The sequence below is a fragment of the Serratia sp. CY83965 genome (assembly GCF_052166375.1).
In the GTDB taxonomy this organism is placed as follows: Bacteria; Pseudomonadota; Gammaproteobacteria; order Enterobacterales; family Enterobacteriaceae; genus Serratia; species Serratia marcescens.
The window spans coordinates 469,102-494,879 of the sequence record NZ_JBJNOV010000004.1 but is presented as its reverse complement, the minus strand read 5'-3'; the positions used below and the strand labels follow the sequence as shown (position 1 = coordinate 494,879).

The window sequence follows — 25,778 nt, the reverse complement described above, 5'->3', positions numbered from 1 at the left end:
CCGTTGCGACGATAAAATCAGTAAAAGTAATCAGCTCATCATACCAGATCGTGCTGACATGACATAGCGTGAGCGAAAAACAATAAACGAAAGTGTGCATAACGTGGCAAAAAACGAGCAAAAATACCGGTCGGAGGAATTTTCTCATGGTAAAACAAGCTCAGGTTGCGCACGCCCCCACCGCATTGTTAGGGTACGTGCTACGACTGATTGAAGGATGCATAGAGCACAATGGAAACAACCCTGCGTAGCGCCCTGCTCAAAAATTTTCTGGGGCAATCTCCCGACTGGTACAAACTAACCATTCTCATTTTTCTGGCGATCAACCCTCTGGTGTTCTTTTTCGCCAGCCCGTTTATCGCGGGTTGGCTGCTGGTGGCCGAGTTCATCTTTACCCTCGCAATGGCGCTGAAATGCTACCCGCTGCTGCCGGGCGGCCTGCTGGCGCTCGAGGCCGTGGCCATCGGCATGACCAGCCCGGCGCAGGTTTCGCAGGAAATCGAACATAATCTGGACGTGTTGCTGCTGCTGATCTTTATGGTGGCCGGCATCTACTTTATGAAGCAGCTGCTGCTGTTCGTGTTCACCAAGCTGCTGCTCAACATCCGTTCGAAAACGCTGCTGTCGCTGGCGTTCTGCCTGGCCGCCGCCTTCCTTTCCGCCTTCCTCGACGCGCTGACGGTCGTGGCGGTAGTGATCAGCGTGGCCACCGGCTTCTATTCCATCTATCACAACGTGACGTCAAACCGCCCTGACGGCGACATTGGCGATGACAGCGATTTTACCGGCGAAGAGCGCAAACAGACGCTGGAGCAATTCCGCGCCTTTCTGCGCAGCCTGCTGATGCACGCCGGCGTCGGCACCGCGCTCGGCGGGGTCATGACCATGGTGGGCGAGCCGCAAAACCTGATCATCGCCAAAAACGCGGGCTGGGGTTTTATCGATTTCTTCCTGCGTATGGCGCCGGTAACGCTGCCGGTGTTGGTGTGCGGCCTGCTGGTGTGTTGGCTGGTAGAACGTTTTCACCTGTTTGGCTACGGCGCGCAGCTACCGGAAGCGGTGCGCGACGTGCTGAAAGAGTATGACCGCAAGGCCACTGCGGGCCGTAGCAAACAAGAACGGCTCAAACTGGTGATGCAGGCGCTGATCGGCGTTTGGCTGGTGCTGGCGCTGGCCTTCCACCTGGCTGAAGTGGGGCTGATTGGCCTGTCGGTGATCGTCCTCGCCACCTCCCTGTGCGGCGTGAACGACGAGCACGCCATCGGCAAAGCGTTCCAGGAAGCGCTGCCGTTCACCGCACTGCTGACGGTGTTCTTCACCGTGGTCGCGGTCATCATCGAGCAGCACCTGTTCAGCCCGGTGATCCAGTTTGTGCTGCGCGCCGAGCCCGCCTCTCAGCTTTCGCTGTTCTACCTGTTCAACGGCCTGCTGTCGTCGGTTTCCGACAACGTGTTCGTCGGCACGGTTTACATCAACGAGGCGCGAACCGCGCTGGAAACCGGCGCGATCGGGCTGAAGCAGTTCGAGCTGCTGGCGGTCGCCATCAATACCGGTACCAACCTGCCATCGGTCGCCACCCCTAACGGACAGGCGGCGTTTCTGTTCCTGCTGACGTCGGCATTGGCGCCGCTGGTGCGTTTGTCGTATGGCCGCATGGTATGGATGGCCCTGCCTTATACGGTGGTGCTGACGGTGGTTGGCCTGCTGTGCGTCCAGTTCACCTTGGAACCGGCGACCGAGCTGTTGACGCAGTGGCATTGGCTGACGCTGCCGTCCATCGACGCCGTCGGCCACTGAGACGGCGCCGGCAGGGTGAACCGACTATTTTTACGCTGAATCCGGCCCAGGTGGCTGGCAGCGAAGAGGAATTGGTTTACACTGCCGGTTCAATTGCTTACTGCATGGAAGAATCTAGATATGTTGCAATTCTTTAACCGCTGTTCACAAGGACGCGGCGCCTGGCTGCTGATGGCCCTGACAGCGTTGGTGTTGGAACTGGTCGCGCTCTATTTCCAGCACGTTATGCTGCTGCAGCCGTGCGTGATGTGCATTTACGAGCGTTGCGCGCTGTTCGGCATCCTCGGTGCCTCGCTGGTGGGCGCCATCGCGCCGAAAACTCCGCTGCGCTACGCGGCGATCTTGCTGTGGATCTACAGCGCTTGGGAAGGCGTACAGCTGGCGTGGAAGCACACCATGATCCAGTTGCATCCTTCGCCATTCAATACCTGCGATTTCTTCGTCAGCTTCCCGTCCTGGCTGCCGCTGGACAAATGGCTGCCGGCGGTGTTTCATGCTTCCGGTGACTGCTCCGTGCGTCAATGGCAATTCCTGACGTTGGAAATGCCGCAATGGTTGGTCGGCATCTTCGGTGCCTATCTGTTGGTGGCGCTGATTGTGCTGGTCGCGCAGTTTGTTCGCCCACGCCGCCGCGACCTGTTCGGCCGCTGATCGGCAGACAAACAAAAAACGGCGCCGGAAGGCGCCGTTTTTTTAGGTATTGCTGTCACATTCCGAGATAAAGCCACCTCAGGTATGTGTAAGGAAGTAAACGAGCACGATCAGCGCTCCAGCTACGGCAAACAGGCGGATCATTTTCATTGTTATACTCTCGAACTTGCGGGAGAGCGGCCAAATTACCCAACTTATCGTTTAAAAAGAAGCATCCCGGCACGGCTAAGGGCGTAATTTACATAACATTAAACTTCTGCCATATCGGCGACTAAAAGCGGGCCGCTCTGGCGCATTCCTTTCAGCCTTCGAGCATCAATAAATTACCGTTACTTATGAACGACTGCGCCTTTGTCACATTCAGAGCACAATATTTTGGTGAAGTTTACCCATAAAATCCTTATAGTATCGGCAAAGTGAGTACTACCGATTTCCCTGGTGTTGTTGTGTGTCTTGCCCCTCATCTTTGCAGGGGCTTTTTTCCCCCTTCCCCCCTCACGCAAGCCCTTACCATTCTTAAATAAATTGTTGGAATTTCTCTCTATCCGGCACCAAGCATCAACGCCATTCGCGCACTAAAGATTAAAATCGTTCGCGATGCTTTCCCTATGCTGAATGACGTGTTGACTTTCGCCCTTTCTTCCTGTGAGCCAGGTTTTGGCTGACTACAGCACATCATATGACATCAAGGACACGATACTATGCCGGATACCACATTGCCGCCTTCGTCTCAGCGCCCCTTCCTGCGGCGCATGCTGCTCAAAGCCGGGAAAAAATTCCTGCGCTGGAACGGCGAATTTCAGACTCGCCATTCGCTCATCTCCACCACGCCGCGGATCGGCAATCATGAATTTAATTGGGTGACGGCGCTGGAAGCCCGTTGGCCGGCCATTCGCGAGGAGTTGGATCGGTTGCTGGAACACCCGGAGGATATCCCAGCGTTCCACCAAATATCACCGGATCAGAAACGTATCTCTAAAGGCGATAACTGGAAAACCTTCGGGCTGTTTGTCTACGGGCAACGGGTTGATGAAAACTGCGCCATCTGCCCGCGCACAGCAGAGGCGGTCAGCGAGATCCCCGGCATGCGCACCGCCATGTTTTCGATTCTTAAACCGCACTATCACATCGTGCCTCACAAAGGCCCGACTCGAGCCGTCGTGCGTGCGCATCTGGGATTGATCGTGCCAAAGGATCGGGACAAGCTCTGGATCCGCGTTGACGACCAAATTCTGCACTGGGATGAAGGCAAGGTGATTTTGTTTGATGATTCCTACGAACACGAAGTTCGCAATGATACCGACGAGCTGCGCGCTGTGCTGTTTCTCGATGTCGACCGGCCAATGGACAAAGTGGGTACGGCGGTGAATAAACTGCTGTTCAGCCTGATCAAGGCCAGCCCGTATGTGAAGCAGCCGCTGAAAAATCTGGCTAACTGGCATCGCCGCGACAAAAAAGCGTGAAGCAAGAGTCTCATGCGCGTGAGCTCAATAGCCAAGAGGGCGGGATGTCTTAACACGCCGCCCTCTGGCATTAAAACTCGTGTTGCCGAGCAACATCTGTCAAGGCATCCGCGTTATCTGGCCCAGTCCGGCTTGTTGAGGATATGATCCTGCCAGTCCACCACTTCGCTCTCGCGCACCGCAATATGCCGCACCGTGATGCGCTCGCCGTGCATCGCCGCTTTGGAGCCGCTGATCAGCGGGTGCCAGGGAAACAGCGGCTTGCCTTCGCCGATCAGGCGATAGGCACAGGTCGGCGGCAGCCAATCGAAGGTAGTGAGGTTCTCGCGCGTCAGTTTGATGCAGTCTTCTTCCAGCTCGAAGCGCCGCTCATAGTTACGGCATTGGCAGGATTTGATGTTGAGCTGGTTGCAGGCTACGTTGGTAAAATAAATCTCGTCGGTATCTTCGTCGATCAGCTTATTCAAACAGCATTGCCCGCACCCGTCGCACAGCGATTCCCACTCTTGTTCTGACATTTCCGCCAGCGTTTTCTGTTGCCAAAAAGCGAGTTGTGACATGTTAGCGTCCGGTTTCGGTAAATGGATAAGTCACCTGCGCACAGGTTCGAGGGGGGACTATATAGACATATTAGCGGCAAGATGCAAGCTTTGCCGCCGACGATGCCGGCGGCGAAGAGAGGTCAGATCACCCGGGTGCTGAGCGTTTTGCCGTTCAGGCTGATTTTCAACATGTCGCCGGAGGCCATCGGGCCCACGCCCTGCGGCGTGCCGGTCAGGATGATGTCGCCGGCGCGCAGCGTGAAGAAGCGGCTCATGTAGCTGATAAGCGGCAGGATTGGCGTGATCATGTCGCGCGTATTGCCCTGCTGGCGCAATTGATCGTTGACGGTCAACGACAGCTCGGCGTTTTGCGGATCGCCGAATTCCGCCACCGGGATAAATCCCGACATCGGGCAGGAACCGTCGAAGGCCTTGGCCTTTTCCCACGGCTGGCCGGCCTTTTTAAAGCCCGCTTGCAGATCGCGCAGCGTCAGATCGAGCGCCACGCCATAACCGGCGATCGCCCGCGCAACGCGATCTTCGTTGGCCTGTTTCAACGGTGTGCCGATCAATACAGCCAGCTCCACTTCATGATGCACCGCACCGAACTCTTTGGGGATGGCCACCGGCTGGCGAATATCGCACAACGCCGTTTCCGGTTTGATAAACACCACCGGTTCGACGGACGCCGCGCTGCCCATTTCCTTGATGTGATCGGCGTAGTTGCTGCCGACGCAGACCACCTTGTTCACCGGGAAATCGAGCAGCGAACCCTGCCAGTCTCTATGTTGATACATACCGCTTCTCCCAAACTGTAGAGGCTTGGCGCGCCAAGCCGATTATTGGTGTGCCGGATCAATGCCCGATCGCGTCTGCCATCATACCCACGGCGAGGGCGAAATAGTAAGAGCGATTCCAGTGCATGAGGGTGCGGAAATTATCATAGACCAGGAACGTCCGCCCCTGCAGATCATCCGGCGCGATAATCCAACCGCGCTGCACGGCATGCGGCAACGCACTGCCATCCGCACGGCGCACGCCGCGTTTCTGCCAGTCGTTGACGCTGCGCGCCTGCGCGTCTTTCAGGCCCAGTTCGGTCGGATTGAAGCCGGCGGGCAGTTTGACCTCGCGCCCCCAACCGATGCCGGGCTGCCAGCCCTCTTTGGACAGATAGCTGGCTGTAGACGCGAAAACATCGTCAATGTTGTTCCAGATATCGATGCGCCCGTCGCCGTCGCCATCCGCCGCGTAGCGCAAGAAGGAGCTCGGCATAAACTGGCATTGCCCCATCGCGCCGGCCCAGGAGCCTTTCAGCGGCGTATCGCCGACGTGCCCCTGCTCGACTATCTGCAGCGCCGCCATCAGTTCCTGGCTGAAAAAAGCTTCACGGCGTCCTTCAAACGCCAAGGTCGCCAGCGCAGACACCACGTCTTCCCGCCCCTGAATCTTGCCGTAGGCGCTCTCCATCCCCCACAGCGCGATGATATAACGCCCTGGCACCCGATAGCGCTCGCTGGCCCGCAACCATTGCGCATGGCGCTGCCGATACCGTTCTCGCCCCTGGCGCACCTTGGCGGGCGACATCACCCGCCGCAGGTAATCGTCCAGGGTGATCTTCTGCTCCGGCTGATTGCGATCGGCCTTGATCACTCGATCGACGAAGTGGATTTGCGCAAACGCGCGATCAAGAGTCGCCTGACTGATGCCCTGTTCCCGCGCCCGGCGCTTAAGTTGATCGACATACGCCGGGAACTGCGCCGGATCGCGGCCGCTCGCCGCCAGCGTCGTCTCCTGCGCCGCCTGCGATGCGCCGGGCATCAGCACTCCGCCCAGCGCCAACCAGGCGGCCAATACGGTCTTTCTCGCCGAACGTGTCATCGCGCCTCCCCTGGCCGTGGCGACTGTCTCAGGCCTTATCGCCCGCCAGATGCTGATTAAGCAGGTTTTCAACCGGCGGCGGGAACTGCAGATAATAGCCTTCGTCTTTCAACGCCTGCTTCACCTTTTCGATATCCGCCGAGGCCAATTTCTTGCGCTCATCGAGCGACAGCATCATGGCGAATTGCGGCACGCCGAAACTTTTCATCAGCTCTTCCGGCACACGAGAGAAATCGTCTTTTTTTTCGACATAAAGATAAGTTTGATCGCGTTTCGGGCTTCTATAGATCACACAAAGCATTTTTTTAACTCTATTTAATTGAGGGAGCGTCTTGCCTGGATATAACTCTGACTATAACATGCTTATAGTACATCGGAATATCGCACCCCGAGTGGTATTCCGGGGATTTAAAGTTGCTGAGACTGAGTCAGGATAGATGTCACAATCGCCAATTGAGCTAAAAGGCAGCAGTTTTACCCTATCGGTTGTTCATTTGCATAATTCGCAGCCCGAGGTAATACGCCAGGCGTTACAGGAAAAAGTTGAGCAAGCGCCCGCTTTTCTGAAAAACGCTCCTGTTGTTATCAACGTCGCAACGCTGGAAGGCGATGCGAACTGGAAAGAACTTCAACAGGCTGTCGCGGCGGCAGGTCTGCGCGTTGTGGGTATCAGCGGTTGCAGAGATGAGCGTCAAAAGCGCGCGATAGCCCGCGCAGGGCTGCCGCTGCTGAGCGAAGGCAAAGGCCAGAAAATGGCGGCGCCGGAGCCTGCGCCAGCGCCTGTGGTGGCGGATAACGCCCCCGCCAAAACGCGCATCATCAGTACGCCTGTCCGTTCCGGCCAACAGATTTACGCCCGCAACAGCGATCTTATCGTGACCAGCAGCGTCAGCGCCGGCGCCGAACTGATTGCCGACGGCAATATTCATGTCTACGGCATGATGCGCGGTCGCGCACTGGCAGGCGCGTCAGGCGACACGCAATGTCAGATTTTTTGCACCCACCTGGCGGCTGAGCTAGTCTCTATCGCAGGGCAGTACTGGTTGAGCGACCAAATCCCGTCCGATTACGTCGGGCAGGCCGTACGACTCAGCCTGTTGGATAACGCTTTAACCATACAACCTTTAAATTAAGCCCTTTTGACAAGGAATCCATTTCATGGCACGCATTATTGTTGTTACATCGGGTAAAGGGGGCGTTGGCAAGACCACTTCGAGCGCGGCCATCGCTACCGGCCTGGCCCAGAAAGGCAAGAAAACCGTCGTGATCGATTTCGATATCGGTCTGCGTAATCTTGACCTGATCATGGGCTGCGAACGTCGGGTAGTTTATGATTTCGTGAACGTGATTCAGGGCGATGCCACGCTGAATCAGGCGTTGATCAAAGACAAACGCACTGAAAACCTCTATATCCTGCCGGCTTCGCAGACACGCGACAAAGACGCGTTGACCCGCGAAGGCGTTGAAAAAATCCTCAACGATCTCGGCGAGATGGATTTTGACTTCGTGGTCTGCGACTCACCGGCCGGTATCGAAACCGGTGCGCTGATGGCGCTGTATTTCGCCGACGAAGCTATCATCACCACCAACCCGGAAGTGTCTTCGGTACGCGACTCCGACCGTATCCTGGGCATTCTCTCTTCCAAATCACGCCGCGCCGAGAAAGGCGAATCGCCTATCAAGGAACACCTGCTGCTGACCCGTTATAACCCGGGCCGCGTCAGCCGTGGCGACATGCTGAGCATGGAAGACGTGCTGGAAATCCTGCGCATTCCGCTGGTGGGCGTGATCCCGGAAGACCAGTCCGTGCTGCGCGCTTCCAACCAGGGTGAGCCTGTCATTCTGGATGCCGAGTCAGACGCCGGTAAGGCGTATGACGATACCGTTTGCCGCTTGTTGGGGGAAGAACGCCCATTCCGCTTCATTGAAGAAGAGAAGAAGGGTTTCCTGAAACGCCTTTTTGGGGGATAAACCATGGCCTTATTAGACTTCTTTCTGTCCCGCAAAAAACAGACAGCCAATATAGCCAAGGAACGGCTGCAGATTATCGTCGCAGAGCGTCGCCGCGGGGACAGTGAGCCCCCGTATCTGCCTGATCTGAAACGCGATATTCTGGCGGTTATTTGCAAATACATTCAGATCGATCCTGAAATGCTGCACGTGCAGTTCGAGCAGAAAGGGGACGATATTTCGGTACTTGAACTTAACGTGACATTGCCGGAATCGGAAGAAGCAGCTAAATGATTGCGACGCATTAATTACCCCCTGTATATTTTATGCAGGGGGTAACTGTATGTGCATCCAGTTATTAAGCTTTATCGGTAGCAAAAAAGCGATTTTTCCCTTTGGGACTATTCCCAATTAACTTTGCCGCCGCCTCGTTTAAAGTAAATTCTGGCCAGATTTACCTTCAACGCATTATTTCCTGCCTATATTCACCCGAGCAGAGTTTCCCTACCCTGCCCAGGTGATAATCAGCGATTAATAATCTTTCAGGATGTCCTGCAACGGCGCCATTAATAAATCGCCGCGCCAGCCGCTGATTAATTCAGGGCGACTTTCGCCGTCCTTCAGTTTCCAATGCCAGTTCAGCAATTGGTTAATTTGGCGACGGGATGCCAGCAGCTCGCTGCTCAACCCGCTTTGCTCGCTGACGGTAGCGATCGCCGCCTTGATGTCTTTGAACACCTTCTTGTAGCCCGGCTGATCGATAAGGTTGGCCAACGGCGCCGGTAACTCGGACTCCTCCAGCGCTTCGGCCTCCGCCACCAGCGCCAGCAGCGTTTTGCCGTGATAACGGATCTCCGGCCCGCTCAGCCCCAGAGAATCCAGTTCTCCCAGCGAAGACGGCATATAGCGCGCCACCTGCCACAGGTTCTCCTCACGCACCACGAAGTTCACCGCCAGATCGCGCTCACGCGCCTGGCGCAGCCGCCATTCCGCCAACTTCTGCAAACACCCCAGCTGACGCGGACGCAGCTGCCAGGCATTGCTGATTTCGCGGTAGGCGACTTCCGGCGCCAGCGCCTCGCTACGGCGTTGACACAGCAGCAGGCACTCGTTATTGGCCGCCGCGGTCCAACCGGCCTCTTCGGTCTCCTGCACCAGCTGTTTAGCCATCGGCAGCAGATAGAACACGTCGGCGGCCGCGTACACGCATTGCCTTTCGGTCAGCGGGCGCGCCAGCCAGTCGGTGCGCGACTCGCTCTTGTCCAGCTCAACCTTCATGTACTCCGCCACCAGCGTCGCGAAGCCGCAGGAGAGCGGCCGGCCGGTAAAGGCCGCCAGGATCTGGGTATCGACCATCGGCGTCGGCAGCGTTTTAAAGGCGTTGAGAAACACTTCGAGATCTTCACTGCCGGCATGCAGGAACTTCACCACGGCGGTGTCGGCCAGCAGGTCGACAAACGGCTGCCATTGCTTGATCGGGAGAGGATCGATAAGGGAGAGTTGTTCACCGTCATAGAGCTGGATCAGGCCCAACTGCGGATAGTAGGTGCGCGTTCTGACAAACTCGGTGTCCAGCGCAATCTGGGCATGCTTTCTCGCCTGCTCGCAGACCTGCTGCAATCCGGCATCGGTAGTGATCAACTGATAATTCAAAACATCATTCTCTTGTAGGATTCAAACACAACAACGCCGGCATTCACCGGCGTTGTTGATAGTCAGGCGCGAGAGCGACGCCTAGGCGGCATCGGCCGGCTTCGGCGTTTTTAACTCATCGCGCAGTTCTCGCCGCAAAATCTTGCCGACGTTAGACTTCGGCAGTTCATCGCGGAACTCAACAATTTTAGGCACTTTATACCCGGTCAGGTGCCGACGGCAATGGGTCAACAGCTCTTCCTTGGTCAGCGAGGCGTCTTTCTTCACCACGCAGATCTTCACCGTTTCGCCAGAGGCCTCGCTGGGCACGCCGATCGCCGCACATTCCAGCACTTTCGGATGCTGGCTGACCACATCCTCGATCTCGTTCGGGTAAACGTTGAAACCGGAGACCAGGATCATGTCTTTCTTGCGATCGACGATGCGCACAAACCCCTGCTCGTCCACGGTCACCACATCACCGGTCGCCAACCAGCCGTCTTTCAGCACTTCGTCGGTGGCGTCCGGGCGCTGCCAATAGCCTAACATAACTTGCGGCCCTTTGACCCACAGTTCGCCCGGTTCGCCCGGCGGCACATCGTGGCCATTGTCGTCCACCAACCGAATGTCCGTCGACGGCACCGGCAGACCGATGCTGCCGCTGTAGTGTTTCAGATCGTAAGGGTTACCGGCCACCAGCGGCGCGCACTCCGTCAGGCCATAGCCTTCCAGCAGGTGTTTACCGGTGGTTTTTTCCCACTTCTCGGCCACCGCTTTTTGCACCGACATGCCGCCGCCGACCGAGAAACGCAGCGTAGAGAAATCGAGCTTGTGGAACTCTTCATTGTTCAGCAACGCATTGAACAAGGTATTCACCCCGCTCATGGCGGTGAACGGGTATTTACCCAACTCCTTCACCAGCCCCGGAATATCGCGCGGGTTGGTGATCAGCAAATTGCGCCCACCCAGATCGATAAACAGCAGGCAGTTCACCGTCAGCGCGAAAATGTGATACAGCGGCAACGCCGTCACCACCAGTTCCTGCCCTTCGCGGAACAGCGGCGAATAGGCGGCTTTGGCCTGCTCGAGGTTGGCCTGCATATTGCGGTGCGTCAGCATCGCGCCCTTCGCCACCCCGGTGGTGCCGCCCGTGTATTGCAGGAAGGCCAGATCGGCATTAATGATGTCCGGTTTTACATATTGCAGACGGCGGCCGCGCTGCAGCGCGCTGCGGAATGAAATGGCATCCGGCAGGTTGTATTTGGGCACCAGGCGCTTGACGTATTTAACCACGAAGTTGACCAGCGTGCCTTTGGCGGCCGACAGCTGATCGCCCATGCGCGTCAGGATCACGTGCTTGACCTGAGTGTTGAACACCACTTTTTCCAGCGTATGGGCAAAGTTGGAGACGATGACGATGGCGCTGGCGCCGCTGTCGTTCAACTGGTGTTCCAGCTCTCGCGGGGTATACAACGGGTTGACGTTGACCACCACCATGCCGGCGCGCAGAATTCCGAACAGGGCGATGGGGTATTGCAACAGGTTAGGCATCATCAGCGCGACGCGGTCGCCCTTCTTCAGGCCCAGTTCATTTTGCAGGTAAGCCGCGAAAGCCCGGCTGCGTTCTTCCAGTTTGCGGAAGGTCATCACCTCGCCCATATTGATAAAGGCGGGCTGATCGGCATAGCGCTGCACGGCATGCTCAAACATTTCGATCAACGACGAATAGCGATCGGCATCAATCTCTGCGGGCACATCTGCCGGATACCGTTTTAACCAGACCTTATCCAAGGTATTACTCCTGAAATCATTACTAATTATCATCGCAGCCCTCAAACTCGCAGCCTAACCATAACAATATTTTAACTCAGCAGACCAGTTCGGGTTTTAAACATTATTCAGGTTGCGATGTACGTCACTAATTGTCGGATATTCCTTATCCCAAAAAACAAAAGGGCGGCCTGAGCCGCCCTGTCAAATGTGTTCACATCAAGCGTATGCTACTCGGTTACGATGGTTTGCACCTGTGCCGGGCCAGGGTTATACCAGCCATAGCCTGCGCCCCAACCGGGTCCCCACGGACCTCCGCGCCAGCCCCAGGGGCCCATTGGCGCAGGCGGCATCACCACCTGCTGCACCAGATGCCAGCGTTTGAAACCGGTCACGTTCATCGTCACGAAGCGATACGGCGTCATGCCGATTCGCCCCTCTTTCAGGCCGGTAATGGCGCCGACGACGGTCACCAGCTGGCCTTTGAAATCGACCGGTTCGAGGAAGCCGTTTACCGTGGCCAGCAAGCGGCCGCGCGACGGTTCGCCCAGTATCGGCCGCGCACCGCTGTCGAGCGGCACCGCCGCAATCTCCAGCACCGTGCGCCCTTGTTCGTTGGCGACGTTTACCACGGTGCCGCCGAAACGGGCTTCCGCGCCGGTAAACAGGTTGGGTGCATTTTGTACCGAGGAAAGCTGAGTCACCGGCGAAGGGCTGGAGCCTTTGATCGCATCCGGTACGGTGACGCACCCGGATAAAACCAGCGCGCCGCAGGCGACGGCCAGCAGCGACAGCTTTTTACTTGCAGTGCGGATTAACATGGTCGCAATCTCCTGAAATGGCTGTAACTTTGACCGCGTTTCATCGTTCAAGTTGCAGCCCCTCATCGCCCGGCATCAACATCAGCACAATACGCCGCGATCAGTCGCGGCCCGGCAGTTTTTTCCAGGTGACTTCATTGCGCAGATAGGTCGGCTCGGCGTTTTCCACCGCTACCGCCAGCCCTTCTTGCCAGGCTTGCAGCGCCAGCGGCAGCATGTCTTCCGCCTGCGGCAACAGCATCTGGCCGTCGCGCACGCTCAGCGTGGAACCGTTGACCAGATCGGGGTAGGTTTGCCAGCCGGTGCCGACGTGGGCCCATTCGCCCTGCAGGCGCTGTGCGCGCTCGAACGCCTGCGCCGGCGACAGCACCGCCTCGCCTTCGCTTTCGCTTTCCAACCAACGGCCGTCGGCCTGACGTTCGAACTGCCCCCAGTAGACCTCGCCCATGCGCGCATCGATCGCCGCCAGCACACGCTCCGCGCCGCTGACGCGCCAGGCGCCCTGCGCCATGGTTTGCAGCGTAGAAACGCCGATCATCGGCAGATCGGCGCCCAGCGCCAGGCCCTGAGCGATGCCGATGCCGATGCGCACCCCGGTAAAACTGCCGGGGCCGCGGCCGAAGGCCAGCGCATCGAGCTGGTTGAGCGCCAGGCCGGATTCCGCCAGCACCTGCTGCACCATAGGTAAAATACGTTGCGTATGCTCGCGTGGGCACAGCTCAAACAGGGCGTGGATTTCGCCTTGATTCCAGACGGCGACGGAACAGGCTTCCGTCGCGGTATCGATCGCTAAAATTCGCGTGGACATGCCAACCTCTGGCGGGAATAAAACTGGGTTTTTCATACAGGGCGCACATTGTAGCACAGCCCCGTAAGCCCTTCATCTTTCACGTGGCCGACGTATCAGCGGCCTGCAAGAAGGCGATCGCCTGCTTCAGATCGCGGGTACGCGGCGTAGGCGGCAGGCTATTGAGGAACACCTCGCCATAAGGGCGCATCACCAGACGGTTATCGCAGATCACCAGCACGCCGCGATCGTCGGTATCGCGGATCAAACGGCCCACCCCCTGTTTCAGGGTGATGACCGCATCCGGCAACTGCACGTCATTGAACGGATCGCCGCCGCGCAGGCGACAATCTTCAATGCGCGCCTTCAGCAGCGGATCGTCCGGTGAGGTAAACGGCAGCTTATCGATGATCACGCACGACAGCGCATCGCCACGCACGTCCACCCCTTCCCAGAAGCTGCTGGTCGCCACCAACAGCGCGTTACCGGCGGCGACGAACTGTGCCAACAGCTGCCCTTTGCTGGTTTCCCCTTGCAATAAGACCGGCAGCGTCATCGTGGCGCGGAACTCTTCCGCCAGCTCGCGCATCATCTGGTGCGATGTGCACAAGAAGAAGCAGCGGCCGTTGTTGGCTTCGATTAATGGGCGCAGCATGCGCGCCAGCTGGCGCGCCCCGCCGGGCTGATTCGGCGAAGGCAAAAAGCGCGGCACGCACAGCAACGCCTGTTTGGCATAGTCGAACGGGCTCGGCAACAGCAGCGTTTTGGCCTTGGTCAGCCCCAGCCGTTCGGTGAAGTGACCCAACTGATCGTTGACCGACAGCGTCGCCGAGGTAAAGATCCAGCTGCCCGGCTTCTCGTCCAGCATTTCGCGAAAACGATCGGCCACCGTCAGCGGCGTCAGCGCCAACACGAAGTGGCGCGAATTGCACTCATACCAATAGCTGTAGCCCGGTTCCGTCACCGCCTTGAGGCGTTTGAGACGCGCGCGGTACAGCGTGGCGCGCTCAAAGGCGGCGTCCAGCAGCGCCGAACGCCCCAGCGACAGTTTCATGACGTCATAACACAGCTCCAGCGCGTCATCGAGCAGCAACAACGCGCGCTGCACGTTCGGTTCGCCGAGCACATCCCGCAGGTTGCCGCGAAAACCCGGCTCCCCCAGATTCAGACGGAAATCTTGCGTGCTCAGGCTGAGACGGTCGGCGCTTTTTTGCAGTTGGGCGGCATCGCGCACCTCGGTGCGGTAGGCGATGGTGATGTCCTTCGCCAGATCCAGCAGTTGGCGGCTGGTGAGCTGCTGGCCGAAATACTGGCTGGCGATGTCGGGAATTTGGTGCGCCTCATCGAAAATCATCACCTCGGCTTCCGGGATCAGCTCGGCGAAGCCGCCCTCTTTCACCACCATATCCGCCAGGAACAGGTGATGGTTCACCACCACCACATCCGCATCCATCGCGCGGCGGCGCGCTTTGACCACGAAGCAATCCTGATACAGCGGGCAGTCGCTGCCGAGACAGTTGTCATTGGTGCTGGTCACCAATGGCCAGACGAAGCTGTCTTCCGCCACTTCGCTGCAGGTGCTGATATCACCCTCTTTGGTCTGCGACGACCACTTGCGCAGTTGCACCAGATCGATCAACGTCTGCCCCGCCAGTTCGCCGCCGGCCATCGACTGCTGCTCCAGCCGCTCCAGGCACAGGTAGTTGGAGCGCCCCTTCAGCAGCGCCAGCTTGCCTTTGTACTTCAACGCCTTGGCGACGGTGGGCAGATCGCGCGCATACAGCTGATCCTGCAACGCTTTCGAACCGGTCGAGATGATCACTTTGCGATCGGCGCGCAGCGCCGGCGCCAGATAAGCGAAGGTTTTGCCGGTGCCGGTGCCGGCTTCCACCACCAGCTCCTGCTTGAAATTGATCGCCTCGGTGACGGCTTGCGCCATCTGCCGCTGCGGCTCACGCGGTTTGAATCCCTTGATAGCCTGCGCCAATGCGCCGTCTGTTGCAAAATCGTCTGTCACGCTGTCTCTCTGCCGGTGTCATTCAGCGGTGATTATGCCAAGCCTGCCGCCCGGCTACCACCCACTTTATCGCCGCGCTTTTTCATCACCGGCTGTGCTACCCTTAGCGGGACTATGATATGGAGATAAGCAAATGAATATCGAAAGAATTGATCCCGATCAGCGCTGGTCCGAAGCCGTGGTGCACAACGAAACCGTTTACTACACCAGCGTGCCGGAGAACCTGGATGATGACGCGACCGCGCAGACCGCCAACGCCCTCGCCGCCATCGACGTGCTGCTGGCGCGCGTAGGCTCGGACAAAAGCCGTATTCTGGATGCCACCATTTTCCTGGCCAATACCGCCGACTTCGCCGCGATGAACGCCGCCTGGGACGCCTGGGTCGTTGCCGGCAGCGCGCCGGTGCGCTGCACCGTGCAGGCTCAGCTGATGAATCCGAAGTACAAGGTGGAAATCAAAATCATCGCCGCGCTGTAAGCCACGCGCAGACGAAAAAAAACCGCAGACGGCAACGCCTGCGGTTTTTTATTGTCCGCTATCAGGACAGTTTGAGGATCACCATCCCCGTCAACAGCAGCGCCAGGCCAATCCAGCCTTTGGCGTTCAACCGCTGGCCGAACATGATCCAGCCTGCGGCGATGGTGGCGGCGATGCCGAAACCGCCCCACAACGCGTAAGCGATTGACAGATCGATGCCCTTCACCGCCTGCGCCAGGGCGCTGAACGCACCGAGCACCGACAGCAGCGACAACAATCCCAGCCAAATTTTACGGAAACCGTCCGACATCTTCAGGAAGATGTTGGCGATGATTTCCAGCACGATGGCCAATCCCAGGAACCCAATGTGGTACAACTCAAACTGTTGCATGGTTGTCACCTCGCGGGCTGACCTGTTTTCGCTCTTTGCGGGTACCGGATTTCACCAGCATGATACCGGCGATCAGCGTAGCCAGACCCAGTACCTTCAGCGCCGAAATGGGCTCGTCGAACCACAGCACGCTGAACAGGGTGATGAACAGGATGCCGATGCCTTCCCACAGCGCATAAGCCACGCCCAACGCCACGCGTTTTATCGCTACTGACAGCAACACATAAGACGCGGTGATCATCACGTACATCACGATATGCCCGATCATGCCGCCATTGACGCTGGCGTATTTCATCGACAAGGTGCCGATGATCTCGGTCATGATGGCCAAACCTAAAAAGATCCAATAAATCATAATTTTTCTCCCAAACGGCGAATAACGCGCGCCAAGGCATATTTATCCCGATTTATCTCGTCGAACGGCCGCAGTACGGCGCGCAAGACGCAGAGATCCCTGGGGATAAACTGACCCAAACGCAAAAAGAATGTTTGCCCGGCTGAACGGTAGAGCGAAGGCGTAAGCCCGCTACCAGCACCGGTTAAGGGAGAAAGACGCTATAGTTCGCTGCACCAGTGATGCTCACTGGCAAGGATCGCAGACAGGAAGAGTTGGCACGTAGAGGTTCTGAGGGTAGTTCCGTTAATAGTCATCATAATAGTTCTCTATTATCAGCCGCACACCGTGCGATTTGCCCAATATCCTCATAAAAGTAAAATTTTCAACTGAGATATTTTTACCACAGCCAAAATAAGAAAGCAAACTGCCGTTTTCATAAAAAAGCAGAAAAAAACGGGTTAAAAATAAGAAAGTTAATCACGATAAAAATTAAAAAAGGCCCAACGGAGCGTTGAGCCTTGCGGTATTCGCGGGTGCGCAAATAAGCGCCAACCTCAGGCGCGGTGCGGGTTACAACGCGGCGCCGCTGACGGCGCTGCGCGCCAGTTCTGTGATGCGCGCATAGTCGCCTTTTTCGAGCGCGTCCGCCGGCACCAGCCAGGAACCGCCGATGCAAAGCACGCTTTTCAGCGCCAGATAATCGCGGTAGTTGTTCGGCGTAATGCCGCCGGTCGGGCAAAAACGCACCTGCGGGAACGGGCCGCCGATCGCCTGCAGCGCCTTCACGCCGCCGTTGGCTTCCGCCGGGAAGAATTTGAATTCGCGCAGGCCGTGATCCATGCCCTGCATCAGTTCAGACACGGTGCTGATGCCCGGGATCAGCGGGATGGTTCCCGCCGTCGCCGCCTGCAGCAAGGCTTCGGTCAGCCCCGGGCTGATGGCGAACTGCGCCCCCGCTTCGGTCACCTGCCGCAGTTGCTGCGGGTTGATCACCGTACCGGCGCCGATGATCGCCTCCGGCACCTCTTTGGCGATAGCGCGGATAGACTCCAGCCCGCAGGCGGTGCGCAACGTCACCTCCAATACCCGCACGCCGCCGGCAACCAGCGCTTTCGCCAGCGGCACCGCCTGCTCCAGCTTGTTGATCACGATAACAGGCACCACCGGCCCCGCTGTCAGGATCTGCTCGGCGCTGGTTTTCCAGTTTTTCATCGTTATTTCTCCATTACTCGCGGTTAACAATGGCACGCCCCTGCCACAGGGCTCCGCATGCGCGGACGTCCGGCCGTACCGTAAGTGATGTGGCCCACGCGCAGATCGCAGGCAAAAAAAAGCCGGCAGACAGGCCGCCGGCATTACGTATTATTCGAACTCGTTCCAGGAGCGGCCGTCACGGGTGATCATCGCCACCGAGGCCACCGGCCCCCAGGTGCCCGCCTGATAAGGCTTAGGCGCCTCGTTGTCGGCTTTCCATGCGTCCATGATGGAGTCGACCCACTTCCAGGCTTCTTCCACTTCATCGCGGCGCACGAACAGCGCCTGAATGCCGCGCATGGTCTCCAGCAGCAGGCGCTCGTAGGCGTCCGCCACGTGCTCCTGGTTGAAGGTTTCCGAGAAGCTCAGGTCCAGCTTGGTGGTCTGCAGACGGTGCTTGTGATCCAGCCCCGGCACCTTGTTCAGCACCTGAATTTCGATGCCTTCGTCCGGCTGCAGACGGATGGTCAGCTTGTTCTGCGGCAACTGCTGGTAAGAATCGCTGAACAGGTTCAGCGGCGGGTTTTTGAAGTACACCACCACTTCCGAACATTTGGTCGGCAGACGTTTACCGGTACGCAGGTAGAACGGCACTCCGGCCCACTGCCAGTTGTCGATATCCACGCGGATAGAGACGAAGGTTTCGGTGCTGCTGCTCTTGTTCGCCCCTTCCTCTTCCAGATAACCCGGCACTTTCTTGCCCTGGACGAAGCCGGCGGTGTACTGACCGCGCACGGTGGTTTCCCGGACATTGGTCTGATCGATGCGGCGCAGTGAGCGCAGCACCTTGACCTTCTCGTCGCGGATGCGGTCGGTCGTCAGATCCGCCGGCGGCGACATGGCGATCATGGTCAGGATCTGCAGCAGGTGGTTCTGGATCATGTCGCGCATCTGGCCGGCCTGGTCGAAATAGCCCCAGCGCCCTTCAATGCCCACCTCTTCCGCCACGGTGATCTGCACCGAATCGATGGTGCGGTTATCCCAGTTGGATGCGAACAGCGAGTTGGCAAAACGCAGCGCCAACAGGTTCAGCACCGTCTCTTTGCCGAGGTAGTGGTCGATGCGATAGACCTGGGACTCATTGAAGAACTCCGCCACCTGATCGTTGATCACGCGGGAGGACGCCAGATCGGTGCCCAACGGTTTCTCCATCACCACGCGCGCCGGCTCATGGTTCAGCTTGGCTTCGCCCAGCCCTTTGCAGATGGCGCCAAAGGTGCTTGGCGGCATGGCGAAGTAGTTGATGGTGGTGCGGTGCTTCTGATCCAGCATTTTACCTAATTTGGTAAAGTTCTTGCTGTCGTTGACGTCCAGGTTGCAGAAGTCCAGGCGCGCGCTTAGCGTGGCCCAGAGTTCATCATCCAGTTTTTCCTTCATGAAGGTGCCAAGCGCTTCCTTGACCACTTCGGTATAGGCTTGTTTATCCCACTCCGCGCGGCCGACGCCGATGATCCGCGTATCCGGGTGGATGTGTCCGGCTTTCTCTAACTGGTACAGGGAAGGCAGCAGCTTACGGCGCGCCAAATCACCTTTCGCGCCGAAAATAACCAGGTCACACGCCTGGGCTGTAGAGGTTACCGCCATGTTCATCTCCTCGTTGCAGGATATTTGTAATTTTCTTACATTACTAATGTACTCTGTTTGACTACGGCCAGCAAACCCGGAGCAAAGCAGAAAAAAAGGCCTCAAGATTCCAGTGGAAAGCGCCAATCTACGCCAACGCCCTCACCACGGGCAAAACTGTAATTTTTCGTCTTTTTTGACGCTCTGTTACCATTATGAAAGTTAGACACAGGTCATATTCTGGTGAAAAAACCCTGCATACGCCGTGTCGAGACTGCCAACGGTTACCAGCACGTAGTATATTTTCACTAAACCGGCATTGATTTCTCCTTTGTTTGAAATCGACATACCCTATCGATTCCAGGTTACAGCCGCTCGTTTGGCGTCTGCTTGCACGGCGAACATGGGCGAAATTCGACGCTGTTGCTTGAAAGCCACAGGGATAAAACCATGAGTGACTCTCGTTATATGAATACGCTGGACAAAATCCAGAGCCATCTGGAACGCCTGAGCAAATCTGAAAGGAAAGTCGCCGAGGTGATCCTGGCCTCCCCGCAGACCGCCATTCACTCCAGCATCGCCACGCTGGCGCGCATGGCCGACGTCAGCGAACCTACCGTCAACCGCTTTTGCCGCCGCCTTGATACCAAAGGCTTTCCCGATTTCAAACTGCATCTCGCCCAAAGCCTGGCTAACGGCACGCCCTACGTAAACCGTAACGTTGAGGAAGATGACAGCGTCGATTCCTATACCAGCAAGATCTTCGAATCGGTAATGGCCAGCCTGGATACAGTAAAGGCAAATTTGGATATTGCCGCAATCAATCGTGCGGTTGACCTGCTCACCCAGGCAAAAAAGATCTCTTTCTTCGGGCTGGGCGCCTCCGCGGCGGTGGCGCACGATGCGATGAACAAATTTTTCCGCTTCAACATTCCGGTGGTCTACTTCGATGACATCGTCATGCAGCGCATGAGCTGCATGAACTCCGGCGAAGGCGACGTGGTGGTGCTGATCTCACACACCGGCCGCACCAAGAATCTGGTGGAGATGGCCCACCTGGCGCGGGAGAACGACGCCACGGTGCTGGCTATCACCTCGCGCGACACCCCGCTCGCCCAGGCGGCGACCCTGGCCCTGCTGCTCGACGTGCCCGAAGACACCGACGTTTACATGCCGATGGTGTCGCGGATCGCGCAATTAACGCTCATTGACGTGCTCGCCACCGGATTTACCTTGCGCCGAGGGGCTAAATTCAGAGATAACTTGAAGCGGGTCAAAGAAGCGCTCAAAGAATCGCGCTTTGATAAAGGCGTGGTCATTCCCAACAGTTTTGATTCGTGACCCGACGAAGAAAAAATCGCCGTTCAACAGACATTTGAATGACGGCATCAGAGGCGGTACCCTGTTAACATGCTCATGCGGGTAACCCGGGTGAAATATCAGTGTTGTAAAATTACATTTCACGCCTGGTTTCGTTATCCGACGTTATCGCAACACCAATATTTGCTTCACCAGTCAACGGAGTAATACATGTCCAGACGGCTCAGAAGAACCAAAATCGTTACCACCCTGGGTCCGGCTACAGACCGCGACAATAATCTGGAAAAGATCATTGCCGCCGGCGCCAACGTAGTTCGGCTTAACTTCTCCCACGGCAGCCCGGAAGATCACCAGGCTCGCGCTGACAAAGTGCGCGAAATCGCTGCCAAACTGGGGCGTCACGTCGCTATCCTCGGCGATCTGCAAGGGCCGAAAATTCGCGTTTCCACCTTCAAGGAAGGCAAAATCTTCCTCAACGTGGGCGATAAATTCCTGCTGGACGCCAACCTGTCAAAAGGCGAAGGCGATAAAGAAAAAGTCGGTATCGACTATAAAGGCCTGCCAGCCGACGTGGTGCCGGGCGACGTCCTGCTGCTCGATGACGGCCGCGTTCAGCTGAAAGTGCTCGAAGTTCAGGGCATGAAAGTGTTTACCGAAGTGACCGTCGGCGGCCCGCTGTCCAACAACAAGGGCATCAACAAACTCGGCGGTGGCCTGTCGGCCGAAGCCCTGACCGAAAAAGACAAGGCTGACATCGTGACCGCCGCCAAGATTGGCGTCGACTACCTGGCGGTCTCCTTCCCGCGTACCGGTGAAGATCTGAACTATGCCCGCCGCCTGGCGCGCGATGCGGGCTGCAACGCCAAGATCGTGTCCAAGGTTGAGCGCGCCGAAGCGGTTTGCACCGACGAAGCGATGGACGACATTATTCTGGCCTCCGACGTGGTGATGGTTGCCCGTGGCGACCTGGGCGTCGAAATCGGCGATCCGGAACTGGTCGGCATTCAGAAGAAACTGATCCGCCGCGCCCGCACTCTGAACCGCGCGGTGATCACCGCGACCCAGATGATGGAGTCGATGATCACCAACCCGATGCCGACCCGCGCCGAAGTCATGGACGTGGCGAATGCCGTGCTGGACGGCACCGACGCCGTCATGCTGTCGGCGGAAACCGCCGCTGGCCAATACCCGGCGGAAACCGTGGCGGCGATGGCGCGCGTTTGTCTGGGCGCCGAGAAGATCCCGAGCATCAACGTTTCCAAACACCGCCTGGACGTACAGTTCGACAACATCGAAGAGGCGATAGCCATGTCTTCGATGTATGCCGCCAACCACCTGAAAGGCGTCACCGCGCTGATCGCCATGACCGAATCCGGCCGCACTGCGCTGATGATGTCGCGCATCAGCTCCGGCCTGCCGATCTTCGCCATGTCGCGCCATGAGCACACGCTGAACCTGACTGCGCTGTATCGCGGCGTGACACCGGTGTATTTCGACAGCCACAAAGACGGCGTGATCGCCGCCAATGAAGCGGTCAATCGCCTGCGCGACAAAGGCTTCCTGGTCTCCGGCGATCTGGTGATCGTCACCCAGGGCGACGTGATGGAAACCGTCGGCACCACCAATACCAGCCGTATTCTGCGCGTCGAGTAATCCACACCGCAGACGACATGCCGGCCGGCTCACGTTGGCCGGCATTTTTTTTGCCCCGGTACCGCCATAAACGACGGAGAACACCATGCTCCACCAACGCAATCCCGCAGCGAGCGGTGATGAGCTCGATCTCGATGGCCACGGCCTGACGCAGCTCGACGCGTCACAGTTAGCCGGCCACGCGCTGCGCAAGGTAAGCCTGTATGATAATCAGTTGGCGGCCATCCCCGCCCCCCTCTTCCGGCACCGCAATCTACAGGTGTTGAACATCTCCTGCAATCAGCTCGACCGCCTGCCGCCGGAGATTGGCCAGTTGCAACAGCTTGAGATGTTCGACTTTGGCCACAATCGCGCAAGCGAACTCCCCGAGGAACTGGGGCAGTTGCACCGGTTGAAATACCTCTATCTGAGCGACAACGGCTTTAGCGATCTGCCGCACTCGCTGGCGCAGCTACAGCAGTTGGTTTACCTCAACGCGACCGATAACCAGCTGACCGCCTTGCCGCAGGCAATACCGAGGCTTGCGGCATTGCAGGAGCTGCGTTTATACAACAACCGCATCGGCAATCTGCCCGGCGAAATCGGGCAACTGCGCGCGCTGCGCGAACTGCATATCATGAAAAATGCCCTGACCGCGCTGCCGGCGGAAATGGCACAGCTCGGTGAGCTGGAGATACTCGACGCGGCCAACAACGCCATCGCCGAACTGCCGGAAGCCTTCTGCCGGCTGCCGCGGTTGAGCGAGCTGAACCTGCGTTTCAATCAGCTGACGCGCCTGCCGAAAAATATCGGTGAGCTGACGGCGCTGAGAAGCCTGGATCTGCGCGCCAACCGCCTGAGCGACCTGCCGGAAAGCCTCGGCGAACTGAGCCGGCTGCGCAAGCTGGATCTGCGCTGGAATGATTTCACCCACACGCCTAAAATCGTCGACATCCTGCGGGCTCGCGGCTGTATGGTGCACATCTGAAGTGACGCCGGCCGGGGTGTAGCCCGACCGGCGTTAGCGGTAGAAAGGATTAACGATACAGATCGTCGCGCGAGTAGGGTTCAATCTCCCCTTCCTTGCGCGTCTTCAGCAGTTTGAGGATCCAGGTGTACTGCTCCGGATTCGGGCCCACCAGGTTTTCCACTTCTTCATTCATACGGCGGGCAATCCGTGGGTCATCAGCGTCGGCCAGATCGTCCATCGGCTCGCGAATATAGATATCCAGCATGCTGGTTTTGCCGTCGTACACCGGGAACAACGGCACGATCGCCGCACGGCATACCTTCATCAGCCGTCCGACCGCCGGCAAGGTCGCCTTATAGGTGGCAAAGAAGTCGACAAACTCGCTGTGCTCAGCGCCGTGATCCTGATCGGGCAGATAATAACCCCAATACCCCTGGCGAACTGAACTGATAAACGGTTTGATGCCGTCATTGCGCGCGTGCATGCGGCCGCCGAATTTACGACGCACGGCATTCCACAGGTAGTCGATCAGCTGATTGCGCTGGTTGTGGAACATCGCCGCCATCGGTTGGCCGCGCGCGGCCATCAACATCGCCGGCACATCTACCGCCCAGCCATGAGGCACCAGAAAAATCACGTTGCGCCCTTCCGCCCGGATCTTGTCCAACACCTCTTCACCGTGCCAACGCACGCGCTTGAGCACTTTCTCGGGCTTGGTACAGGCCAATTCCGCCATCAGCACCATCGACTGCGGCGCGCAGGCAAACATCTGGTCGATGATGTGCTCACGGTCGCTTTCCGGCAATTCCGGCAAGCAATACAGCAGGTTGATGCGGGCACGACGGCGCGCGCCTTTCGCCAGCTTGCCGGCCAGTTTGCCGACCGCCCCCAGCACCGGATCGCGCAGACGCGCAGGCACCAGCGAAACGCCGGCCATCAGGCCGGTTCCCAACCACACGCCCCAGTAGCGCGGGTATAAAAAGGCTTTTTGAAACTGCGGGATGAACTCTACGTTCGATTTCTTCTCGTTTTGCATGCACGTGCTCTTCGCTTAGCGATTCGGCTAATCATAATTGCCATCACCGATTTTGCAATTAACAACCGCGAACCGCCCAGATAAAACAGCATCGGCCCGCAATCAGGCCGATGAAATTAACGGCGCCGGAGCGCCGGAAAAAAGGGGGACGTTAATCCAACTGCAGCTGAGGAACCACTTCCTTCACCTGCGCCAGATAATCGCTGCGGTCTTTGCCGCCCAGCCCTTCGGAACGCGGCAGTTTGGCCGTCAGCGGGTTCACCGCCTGTTGGCCGGTCCACAGTTCAAAGTGCAGGTGCGGCCCGGTGGAGCGGCCGGTGTTGCCGGAGAGCGCAATGCGATCGCCGCGTTTCACCTTCTGCCCTGGTTTCACCAGCAGTTTTTTCAGGTGCATATAACGCGTGGTGTACTGGCGGCCGTGGCGGATCGCCACATAGTTGCCCGCTGCGCCGCTGCGCTTGGCGATCACCACTTCACCGTCGCCGACCGCCAGCACCGGCGTGCCGACCGGCATGGCGAAATCGACGCCCTTGTGCGGCGCCACGCGGCCGGTCACCGGGTTCACGCGGCGCGGGTTGAAGTTGGAGGAGATGCGGAACTGCTTCATGGTCGGGAAACGCATGAAGCCGCGCGCCAGGCCAGAGCCCTGGCGATCGTAGAATTTGCCGTCTTCGGCGCGGATCGCATAGTAATCCTTGCCGCCGGTGCGCAGACGCACGCCCAACAGCTGGCTTTGCGATTTCTTACCGTCGAAATGCTCACGCGACATCAGCACGGAGAACTGGTCGCCTTTGCGCAGCTTGCGGAAATCGAGCTGCCACTGCAACGCCTTGATCACCGCATTGATTTCGTTACGGCTCAGCCCGGCGTCGCCGGCGCTGCTGACGAAGCTGCCGTTGACCCGGCCGCTGATCACGTTGTTGCGCCATTCGCCCTGCTGCGCCTCTTTAGACTCTTTGAAGCTATTGCCGACGCGGTCATAGGTGCGGGTTTCGCGGCGCGAAACTTCCCAGGTCAACTGCTGCAGATCGCCCGCATCGTTCACGGTCCACGACAGCTGTTGGCCGATCTTCAGATTACGCAGATCGCGGTTTTGCGAAGCCAGCAAGGTGACATCCGACATATCGATGCCGTACTGCGTCAGAATGCTGCCAAGGGTGTCACCGGTGGAAACCACATATTCATGCACGCCGTCGTCGCCGGCATCTTTCTGATCCAGCTCATCCTGCGGGATTTCGTCATCGGGGGTGGGTTGGTCGGCATCTATCGGTTCACTGGCTTCGGGGAGCAATGACCGCATCTGGCTGGATTCTAACTCGACGCTCTTGGCGATGGGGTTGTGTTCTGGGTGGTAAACAAAAGGCCGCCAAACAGCGACGGCCAATGTGACGACTGTCAGCGACCCCAGCATGACGCGGTGGGGCCGTGGCAGGTTGTTATACGCCAGAGCGATAGTTCGGACTATCTGCTGCACTCGATATTATCCTCA

25 protein-coding genes are annotated in these 25,778 nt (G+C 57.9%); 10 read left to right on the top strand and 15 right to left on the bottom strand.

Features of this window, described 5'->3' with window-relative positions; translation table 11 throughout:
* The first annotated feature begins 231 nt into the window (after positions 1–231).
* The 3 genes from nhaB to ACJ8PL_RS13240 all read left to right on the top strand — a co-directional run bounded on the left by nhaB (position 232) and on the right by ACJ8PL_RS13240 (position 3,911).
* Positions 232–1,797, top strand: coding sequence for a sodium/proton antiporter NhaB (gene nhaB, locus ACJ8PL_RS13250; RefSeq protein WP_016927458.1), 1,566 nt, complete (start codon positions 232–234; stop codon positions 1,795–1,797).
* A gap of 120 nt (positions 1,798–1,917) precedes the next feature.
* Positions 1,918–2,448 (top strand): disulfide bond formation protein DsbB, encoded by a 531-nt coding sequence (gene dsbB / locus ACJ8PL_RS13245; protein WP_033640107.1) that lies wholly within the window; start codon positions 1,918–1,920, stop codon positions 2,446–2,448.
* 701 nt (positions 2,449–3,149) lie between these two features.
* Entirely contained in the window at positions 3,150–3,911 is a 762-nt protein-coding gene (locus ACJ8PL_RS13240) for an aspartyl/asparaginyl beta-hydroxylase domain-containing protein (protein ID WP_110147078.1), read from the top strand.
* A gap of 113 nt (positions 3,912–4,024) precedes the next feature.
* On the opposite strand, the gene ACJ8PL_RS13235 is transcribed toward ACJ8PL_RS13240, so the two are convergent.
* From ACJ8PL_RS13235 to ACJ8PL_RS13220, 4 genes are all read right to left on the bottom strand, one after another.
* The gene (locus ACJ8PL_RS13235) at positions 4,025–4,471 is read right to left on the bottom strand and encodes a YcgN family cysteine cluster protein (RefSeq protein ID WP_004932284.1); all 447 of its coding nucleotides are present in this window, start codon (positions 4,469–4,471) and stop codon (positions 4,025–4,027) included.
* A gap of 122 nt (positions 4,472–4,593) precedes the next feature.
* Positions 4,594–5,250: a fumarylacetoacetate hydrolase family protein gene (locus ACJ8PL_RS13230; RefSeq protein WP_016927455.1), complete on the bottom strand. Its 657-nt coding sequence runs from the start codon at positions 5,248–5,250 to the stop codon at positions 4,594–4,596.
* 58 nt (positions 5,251–5,308) lie between these two features.
* On the bottom strand, positions 5,309–6,331 hold the full coding sequence (locus ACJ8PL_RS13225; RefSeq protein WP_049299183.1) for a lytic murein transglycosylase: 1,023 nt from the start codon (positions 6,329–6,331) through the stop codon (positions 5,309–5,311).
* A gap of 28 nt (positions 6,332–6,359) precedes the next feature.
* Positions 6,360–6,632 carry a YcgL domain-containing protein gene (locus ACJ8PL_RS13220; protein WP_004932294.1) on the bottom strand — a complete coding sequence of 91 codons (273 nt, stop codon included), beginning with the start codon at positions 6,630–6,632 and terminating at the stop codon, positions 6,360–6,362.
* 136 nt (positions 6,633–6,768) lie between these two features.
* On the opposite strand from ACJ8PL_RS13220, the gene minC reads away from it, so the two are divergent.
* From minC to minE, 3 genes are read left to right on the top strand one after another with little or no spacing between them, the layout of a single operon-like run.
* On the top strand, positions 6,769–7,464 hold the full coding sequence (gene minC, locus ACJ8PL_RS13215) for a septum site-determining protein MinC (protein ID WP_004932297.1): 696 nt from the start codon (positions 6,769–6,771) through the stop codon (positions 7,462–7,464).
* A 25-nt stretch (positions 7,465–7,489) separates the two neighbouring features.
* On the top strand, positions 7,490–8,302 hold the full coding sequence (gene minD, locus ACJ8PL_RS13210) for a septum site-determining protein MinD (RefSeq protein ID WP_016927452.1): 813 nt from the start codon (positions 7,490–7,492) through the stop codon (positions 8,300–8,302).
* A gap of 3 nt (positions 8,303–8,305) precedes the next feature.
* The gene (gene minE / locus ACJ8PL_RS13205) at positions 8,306–8,575 is read left to right on the top strand and encodes a cell division topological specificity factor MinE (protein WP_004932303.1); all 270 of its coding nucleotides are present in this window, start codon (positions 8,306–8,308) and stop codon (positions 8,573–8,575) included.
* 237 nt (positions 8,576–8,812) lie between these two features.
* On the opposite strand, the gene rnd is transcribed toward minE, so the two are convergent.
* The 5 genes from rnd to ACJ8PL_RS13180 all read right to left on the bottom strand — a co-directional run bounded on the left by rnd (position 8,813) and on the right by ACJ8PL_RS13180 (position 15,308).
* On the bottom strand, positions 8,813–9,934 hold the full coding sequence (gene rnd, locus ACJ8PL_RS13200; protein ID WP_016927451.1) for a ribonuclease D: 1,122 nt from the start codon (positions 9,932–9,934) through the stop codon (positions 8,813–8,815).
* Positions 9,935–10,015: 81 nt separating this feature from the next.
* A complete protein-coding gene (fadD, locus tag ACJ8PL_RS13195; protein WP_063990143.1) occupies positions 10,016–11,704 on the bottom strand; it encodes a long-chain-fatty-acid--CoA ligase FadD in 1,689 nt (562 codons plus the stop codon).
* A gap of 209 nt (positions 11,705–11,913) precedes the next feature.
* Complete coding sequence (locus ACJ8PL_RS13190; protein WP_016927449.1) at positions 11,914–12,504, bottom strand: Slp family lipoprotein; 591 nt, start codon at positions 12,502–12,504, stop codon at positions 11,914–11,916.
* A gap of 100 nt (positions 12,505–12,604) precedes the next feature.
* A complete protein-coding gene (tsaB, locus tag ACJ8PL_RS13185) occupies positions 12,605–13,312 on the bottom strand; it encodes a tRNA (adenosine(37)-N6)-threonylcarbamoyltransferase complex dimerization subunit type 1 TsaB (protein WP_442531208.1) in 708 nt (235 codons plus the stop codon).
* A 79-nt stretch (positions 13,313–13,391) separates the two neighbouring features.
* Positions 13,392–15,308: an ATP-dependent DNA helicase gene (locus ACJ8PL_RS13180; RefSeq protein WP_004932318.1), complete on the bottom strand. Its 1,917-nt coding sequence runs from the start codon at positions 15,306–15,308 to the stop codon at positions 13,392–13,394.
* A 133-nt stretch (positions 15,309–15,441) separates the two neighbouring features.
* On the opposite strand from ACJ8PL_RS13180, the gene ACJ8PL_RS13175 reads away from it, so the two are divergent.
* On the top strand, positions 15,442–15,786 hold the full coding sequence (locus ACJ8PL_RS13175; protein WP_015378124.1) for a RidA family protein: 345 nt from the start codon (positions 15,442–15,444) through the stop codon (positions 15,784–15,786).
* Between the two features lie 61 nt (positions 15,787–15,847).
* Here the strand turns inward: ACJ8PL_RS13175 and mdtI are convergent, their stop codons facing one another.
* The 4 genes from mdtI to zwf form a co-directional block, all read right to left on the bottom strand.
* Positions 15,848–16,177 carry a multidrug/spermidine efflux SMR transporter subunit MdtI gene (gene mdtI / locus ACJ8PL_RS13170; RefSeq protein WP_016927446.1) on the bottom strand — a complete coding sequence of 110 codons (330 nt, stop codon included), beginning with the start codon at positions 16,175–16,177 and terminating at the stop codon, positions 15,848–15,850.
* Positions 16,164–16,532, bottom strand: a complete 369-nt coding sequence (mdtJ, locus tag ACJ8PL_RS13165) for a multidrug/spermidine efflux SMR transporter subunit MdtJ (protein ID WP_025303118.1) — start codon at positions 16,530–16,532, stop codon at positions 16,164–16,166. The genes mdtI and mdtJ overlap by 14 nt, the downstream gene beginning before the upstream one ends.
* 552 nt (positions 16,533–17,084) lie before the next feature.
* Positions 17,085–17,726, bottom strand: coding sequence for a bifunctional 4-hydroxy-2-oxoglutarate aldolase/2-dehydro-3-deoxy-phosphogluconate aldolase (locus ACJ8PL_RS13160; RefSeq protein WP_079449807.1), 642 nt, complete (start codon positions 17,724–17,726; stop codon positions 17,085–17,087).
* Positions 17,727–17,876: 150 nt separating this feature from the next.
* A complete protein-coding gene (zwf, locus tag ACJ8PL_RS13155; protein WP_028127476.1) occupies positions 17,877–19,352 on the bottom strand; it encodes a glucose-6-phosphate dehydrogenase in 1,476 nt (491 codons plus the stop codon).
* 447 nt (positions 19,353–19,799) lie between these two features.
* On the opposite strand from zwf, the gene ACJ8PL_RS13150 reads away from it, so the two are divergent.
* From ACJ8PL_RS13150 to ACJ8PL_RS13140, 3 genes are all read left to right on the top strand, one after another.
* Positions 19,800–20,672, top strand: coding sequence for a MurR/RpiR family transcriptional regulator (locus tag ACJ8PL_RS13150; RefSeq protein ID WP_016927443.1), 873 nt, complete (start codon positions 19,800–19,802; stop codon positions 20,670–20,672).
* 189 nt (positions 20,673–20,861) lie between these two features.
* Positions 20,862–22,304 carry a pyruvate kinase gene (gene pyk, locus ACJ8PL_RS13145; RefSeq protein ID WP_004932339.1) on the top strand — a complete coding sequence of 481 codons (1,443 nt, stop codon included), beginning with the start codon at positions 20,862–20,864 and terminating at the stop codon, positions 22,302–22,304.
* A gap of 85 nt (positions 22,305–22,389) precedes the next feature.
* Positions 22,390–23,271, top strand: coding sequence for a leucine-rich repeat domain-containing protein (locus ACJ8PL_RS13140; protein WP_442531207.1), 882 nt, complete (start codon positions 22,390–22,392; stop codon positions 23,269–23,271).
* 49 nt (positions 23,272–23,320) lie between these two features.
* Here the strand turns inward: ACJ8PL_RS13140 and lpxM are convergent, their stop codons facing one another.
* Together lpxM and mepM are read right to left on the bottom strand one after the other, a co-directional pair.
* Positions 23,321–24,289 (bottom strand): lauroyl-Kdo(2)-lipid IV(A) myristoyltransferase, encoded by a 969-nt coding sequence (gene lpxM / locus ACJ8PL_RS13135; RefSeq protein ID WP_016927441.1) that lies wholly within the window; start codon positions 24,287–24,289, stop codon positions 23,321–23,323.
* 151 nt (positions 24,290–24,440) lie between these two features.
* Positions 24,441–25,763, bottom strand: coding sequence for a murein DD-endopeptidase MepM (mepM, locus tag ACJ8PL_RS13130; RefSeq protein WP_028127477.1), 1,323 nt, complete (start codon positions 25,761–25,763; stop codon positions 24,441–24,443).
* Positions 25,764–25,778 lie beyond the last annotated feature (15 nt).